This is a genomic window from Streptomyces sp., from assembly GCF_031178505.1.
Classification (GTDB): domain Bacteria; phylum Actinomycetota; class Actinomycetes; order Streptomycetales; family Streptomycetaceae; genus Streptomyces; species Streptomyces gulbargensis.
Genome location: NZ_JAPSIW010000513.1, coordinates 1 through 5,233 on the forward strand (window position 1 = coordinate 1; position 5,233 = coordinate 5,233).

Consider the following 5,233-nt stretch of genomic DNA (forward strand, 5'->3'; position numbering starts at 1 on the left):
TTGACCTCGGACGCACCGCTGTCCAGGGCCAGGGCGACACTCGCCCGCACCAGCGCGTCCCGCTGCAACCGGTGGGTCAGCAGATACGCCTGGTCGACCAGCTCCTGGATCTTGACGTCCTGCGGGATGAGCGGCACGTCGAGCATCTGGGCCTCCAGCACACCGAGGGCCAGCTCCTCCTTGGAGGCGAAGTGGAAGTACAGGGCACCCTTGGTCACCCCGGCACGGGTCAGGATCTCCCCGATGGTCGTCCGCTCGTAACCGCGCTCGGCGAAGACGGACGCGGCCGACTCGAGGAGCAACCGCCGCGTTCGGATTGCACGCGCTTGCTGCGCCAAGGCGCCTCCTGCTGTCTCGCTGTCTGTGCTCAACGTGTGACGTGAAGCATTGAAAAGAAAACCGTGCTCTACGTAATCTACGTCGGGCGGTGTCACCGCCCGGGGGCGCGGGGACGCGAGGGGAATCCATGGATCAGAACCACCGAGGAACGACATCGACCGTCCCCGGGGAGTTCGTCCACCGAACGGATCCCGAGGACATCCTCCCGACGAGCTGGACCCAGCTCAGGGAGAACCGTTTCACCGTGACCGCGCACTGGCCCGCGTCCCATCCTTTCTTCTCTCCGGTCGCGGGAGACCGGCACGACCCCGTCCTGGTGGCCGAGACGATACGACAGGCCACCATGCTCGTGGCTCATGCCGAACTCGGGGTACCCGTGGACGATCAGTTCGTCATGTGGGGCCTCTCGTACTCCGCCGATCCCGAGGTCCTCGCCGTCGACGGGCTCTCCTCCGAGATCACCGTCGACCTCGTCTGCTCCGACCTCACCAGCCGCGGCAACAGCCTGCGCAACCTGCGCAGCACCCTGGTCCTCACCCGTGACGGCCGGCTGCTCGCCACCGGCAGCGCGCTCGCCCGCTGCACCTCCGCCCTCGCCTACCGCAGGATCCGCGGACGGCGCATGGCCGCGCTCGGCCGCCCCGTCCCGCTCATCCCCGGCGTCGAACCGCACCTGGTCGGCCGCGCGCACTCGCGGGACGTGACCCTCGCCCCCGGTCCCGCCCCCCACCAGTGGCAGCTGCGCGTGAACACCGCCCACACCACCCTCTTCCGGCGGCCCAACGACCACGTGCCGGGCATGGTGCTCCTCGAAGCCGCACGCCAGGCGGCCGCCCTCACCGTCGGCGGCGGCAGCGCCTACCTGCCCACCGTCATGAACGTCTCCTTCGCCCGCTACGCCGAACTCGACAGCCCCTGCTGGATCGAGGCCGAGACCGTTCCCACCCGGGACGACTCGGTGACCACCGTCAAGGTCACCGGCCACCAGGACGGCCGGCCCGTCTTCCACTGCGACCTCACCTCCCCGTCGCGCGGCCTGGCCGTCGCCGGCCTCGGCCTGGGCCTCGACCGCCGGCTGGCCGGCTGAACGAGATGGACGCGACCGTGGCACCCCGCCTCCTCCTCACCGGCGCGACCGGCTTCATCGGCAGCCGGGTCCTGGCCGCCACCGCCGGACGCGACGACCTCGCGCACGTACGCCTGCTCACCCGCCGCCCCGTCGACCCACCGGCCCGCACGGCGGACGGAGCCGGTTCCGGCCCCGGGTACGAGACCGTCCCCGGCGACCTGACCGACCCCGACTCCCTGCGCCGGGCCTGCGAGGGCGTCGACGTCCTCGTGCACTGCGCCGCGGCCGTCGGCGGCGACGAGGAGCTGCTCCGAACCGTCAACGACGAGGGGACCCGTGCCCTGGTCCGGGCGGCCGTACGGGCCGGGGTCACCCGGATCGTCGCCCTGAGCACCGCCTCCGTCCACGGCCGGGGGCCCTTCCGCGCCGCCGCCCCCGGCACCCTGCCGCTCGCGCCGGGCTCCGCGACCAGCCGCACCCGCGCGGCGGCGGAAGGGCACGTGCTCGACGCCGGGGGCACCGTCCTGCGGCCCCATCTCGTGTACGGCACGGGCGACCGCCAGGTGATGCCGGGCCTCGTCCGGCTCCTGGACGCGCTGCCCGGACCCCTCGCGGCCGGCGACACGCTGCATTCCATGATCGACGCGGACACGCTGGGGCGCGTCCTCCTCGGCGCGGCGCTCGCGCCCGGCACCGAACCCGGTCCCTACCACGTCGACCATCCCCGGCCCGTGCCGGTGACCGAGCTGCTCGGCGCGGCCGAACGGCTGCTCGCCCACCGCAGGAGCCGGCCCCGGGGCACCACCGTGGATCTCGAAACGGCCCGCGTGCTGCTCGCCGACGTCCCCTTCGCCGCGCACCACCTCGCCATGCTCGCGACCGACCACTGGTTCGCCGACGACCGTCCCTGGACGGAGCTCGGCTGCGACCCCGGCCCCGGCTTCACCGCCGGGTTCGCACGGCACGAGGCCTGGTACCGGGAATCCTTCGGCGGCGTCTGAGAGACGGGCGGTCAGAGCCAGCCGTTGCGGCGGAACCCCCGGTGGATCAGGAAACAGCCGACGGCGATGACGGCCAGGACCAGCGGGTAGCCGTAGGTCCAGCGCAGCTCGGGCATGTGGTCGAAGTTCATGCCGTACACGCCGCAGACCATGGTGGGGACGGCGACGATCGCCGCCCACGCGGTGATCTTGCGCATGTCCTCGTTCTGCGCGACGGTCACCTGCGCCAGGTGGGCCTGGAGTATCGAGTCGAGCAGGGAGTCGTAGGAGGCGATCTGCTCGGTGACCCGGGAGAGGTGGTCGGCCACGTCCCGGAAGTACGCGCGGATGTCCGGGTCCACCAGCGGTATCGGCCGCGTCGCCAGCTGCTGGAGTGGTCGGCCCAGCGGGGCCACCGCCCGCCGCAGTTCGAGCAGTTCGCGCTTGAGCTGGTAGATGCGCCCGGCGTCCCGCCGGTCCGTCTGTTCGCCGAAGACCGCGTTCTCGATGGCGTCGAGGTCGTCCTGCACGGCGTCGGCCACGGCGAGGTAGTCGTCCACCACATGGTCCGCCACCGCGTGCAGGACGGCGGACGGCCCCTTGGCCAGCTGCGCGGGCAGAGCCTCCAGGGCCTCCCGCAGCGGCCCGAGCGAGCCGTGCCCGCCGTGTCGGATGGTGATCACGAAATCGGGGCCGACGAAGGCCATCAGCTCGCCGGTGTCGACCACCTCGCTGGTGGCGGTCAGCTCCTCGTGGTCGACGTACCGGACCGTCTTGAAGACGGCGAACAGGACGCCGTCGTACTCCTCCACCTTGGGCCGCTGATGGGCGTGGACCGCGTCCTCCACCGCCAGCGGGTGCAGGCCGAACAGCTCGGCCAGGCCGGTCAGCTCCTTCTCCTCCGGCTCGTGCAGGCCGATCCACACGAAGCCCTCGCCCGTCCTGCGGACCTGCCGCAGGGCCTCCTCGACGGAGCCGCGGCCGGAGCGCCGTACGCCGTCCAGGTAGACCACGCAGTTGACGACCGAGCTGCCGAGCGGGGAGCGCGCGGGGTGGCTGAGGTCGACCGTCCGCCGGTAGGACCGGCGGACGGCGCTGCGCAGACGCTGGATCATCGACACGGGGACACTCCTTCGGCAGAACGACGGTCAGTCTGCCACCGTCCGCGCCCCCGGTGTACGGGGCGGGAGCCGTGCACCGGGGGCGCGGAGCGAAGGAGCGGGCGACGCCGCCGGGCCGTCAGGTCACAGGACGACCGGCTTGCCGCCCAGCGTCACCGCCAGCCGGCCGTCGGACGTGTAGGACCAGGCCAGGGCCCCGGTGAAGGAGGAGCAGCGGGAGCCGTTCGTACCGTTCCAGAACTGGTTCGAGGCGTCGGCGTCCCCGACGGTCCGGTCGTTGGTGCCGCTGCCGCTCCGGCAGGAGGTGTTGCCGCGGAAGACGGACGTGCCGGCGTCGAACTGGAAGTTGCGCTGGGCGTTGTCGACGGCGAGGTTCCGGGAGACGGCCATCGAGCCCGGGTTGCTGTTGTAGGTGAAGCCGTGCTTGCCGTTGCGGAAGGCGATGCTGCGGCGTACGACGTGGTCCACGGCGATGCCCTCGCCGCCGAGCTTGTAGCCGTTGCGGTCGCCGTTGGCGTTCTGGGTGCCGTCGGAGAGCGTGCCGTTGTCGTGGGCGAGGGAGTCCTCGATCGTCACGGTGCCGATGGGGCCGGTGTCGGTCTTGGTGTAGAGGTCCCAGCCGTCGTCGATGTTGTGGTGGGCCACGGTGTGGCGGAAGACGTTGCCCGGGCCGACGGTGAGCTTGGCGGCGAAGCCGTCCGCGTTCTCGCCCGCGGCGTCGGCGTTGTCGTGGGACTCGGCGCTCAGGATCAGGTTGTTCGACGGCCACTGGTCGCGGGGGGTGGTGGAGGCGATCCGGGAGAGCTGGAGGCCGGAGTCGCGGTTGAAGCGGGTGACCGTGCGCTCGATGACGTTGTTGCTGCCCCCGACGAAGATGCCGTTGTCCCCGGCCCGTTCGACGACGATGCCGTGGATGTGCCAGTAGGAGCCGTTGACGGCGAGGCCGCGGTTCGCGGAACCCTCGCTCATCGCCGAGAAGTTCAGCACGGGTGTCTCGCCCGGGTAGGCGGCGAGCTTCGTCCGGGCGGCGGCCGTGCCGTTGTTGCCCGGCGGGATGGTGATCGTCTGCGCGTGGCGGTACGTGCCGCCGCGCAGGTGGATCGTGCCGCCGGGGGTGACCCGGGAGATCGCGGAGGGCAGCGTCGTCGGGTCCGCGAGGGTTCCGGCCGCGCCGGCGGTGCCGTTCGGGGCGACGTACAGCGCCGAGGCGGAGGGCGGCGGTGTGGTGGTGCCGGACACCTCGGCGTCCAGGTGGTCCACGTTGGGCAGGCCGGCCGCGGCGGTGGGGCTGAGGCGCACGGTGTGGGATCCCGCGGCGACCGGAACGGTCAGGGTCTTGGTCGTCCAGGCGTCCCAGGTGCCGGTGCTCTCGAAGGTGACCGACGCGGCCGTCGCGCCGTTGACGAGGACGTTCGCGGGGCGCGCCGCGGTGGTGCCGTTGGCGAAGCGGACGTGGAGGGTCGCCGTGCCGGCGGCGGGCGCGGTCACGGTGAACTGGACGGAGGCGCCGACCGCGTTGGTGCCGTTGCAGAAACCGCTGCCGGTGTAGCCGGCCCAGTCGGACTCGATGGTGCCGGTGCAGACCGCGGGGGAGGCCTCGGCCTCGTAGCGGGTGGTCGCGGCCTGCGCCGTGGTGCCGGACAGCGCCACGAGCGTGCCGGCCAGCAGGCTCACGCTCGCGGTGACGGATCGGGTGCGCATCGATGGGCTCCTGGGTGTGGGGG

Annotated in this window: 5 protein-coding genes; 2 read left to right on the top strand and 3 right to left on the bottom strand. The window is 72.3% G+C overall.

The window, feature by feature from the left end:
• Positions 1–338 (bottom strand): TetR family transcriptional regulator (locus RIF68_RS26600; protein ID WP_309053836.1); only part of this gene is annotated, 338 nt, incomplete at its 3' end.
• A 128-nt stretch (positions 339–466) separates the two neighbouring features.
• On the opposite strand from RIF68_RS26600, the gene RIF68_RS26605 reads away from it, so the two are divergent.
• Together RIF68_RS26605 and RIF68_RS26610 are read left to right on the top strand one after the other, a co-directional pair.
• Positions 467–1,426, top strand: a complete 960-nt coding sequence (locus RIF68_RS26605) for a ScbA/BarX family gamma-butyrolactone biosynthesis protein (RefSeq protein ID WP_309053837.1) — start codon at positions 467–469, stop codon at positions 1,424–1,426.
• A 17-nt stretch (positions 1,427–1,443) separates the two neighbouring features.
• A complete protein-coding gene (locus RIF68_RS26610) occupies positions 1,444–2,409 on the top strand; it encodes an NAD-dependent epimerase/dehydratase family protein (RefSeq protein WP_309053838.1) in 966 nt (321 codons plus the stop codon).
• An 11-nt stretch (positions 2,410–2,420) separates the two neighbouring features.
• Here RIF68_RS26610 and corA read toward each other — a convergent pair whose 3' ends face one another.
• Both corA and RIF68_RS26620 read right to left on the bottom strand, forming a co-directional pair.
• Positions 2,421–3,503: a magnesium/cobalt transporter CorA gene (gene corA / locus RIF68_RS26615; protein WP_309053840.1), complete on the bottom strand. Its 1,083-nt coding sequence runs from the start codon at positions 3,501–3,503 to the stop codon at positions 2,421–2,423.
• Between the two features lie 129 nt (positions 3,504–3,632).
• Entirely contained in the window at positions 3,633–5,210 is a 1,578-nt protein-coding gene (locus RIF68_RS26620) for a carbohydrate-binding protein (protein ID WP_309053839.1), read from the bottom strand.
• Positions 5,211–5,233 lie beyond the last annotated feature (23 nt).

Bases quoted from the DNA above. Each gene is read 5' to 3' on its own strand.
- RIF68_RS26605 (WP_309053837.1), top strand. From the start codon at position 467: ATGGATCAGAACCACCGAGGAACGACATCGACCGTCCCCGGGGAGTTC.
- corA (WP_309053840.1), bottom strand. From the start codon at position 3,503: ATGATCCAGCGTCTGCGCAGCGCCGTCCGCCGGTCCTACCGGCGGACG.
- RIF68_RS26620 (WP_309053839.1), bottom strand. From the start codon at position 5,210: ATGCGCACCCGATCCGTCACCGCGAGCGTGAGCCTGCTGGCCGGCACG.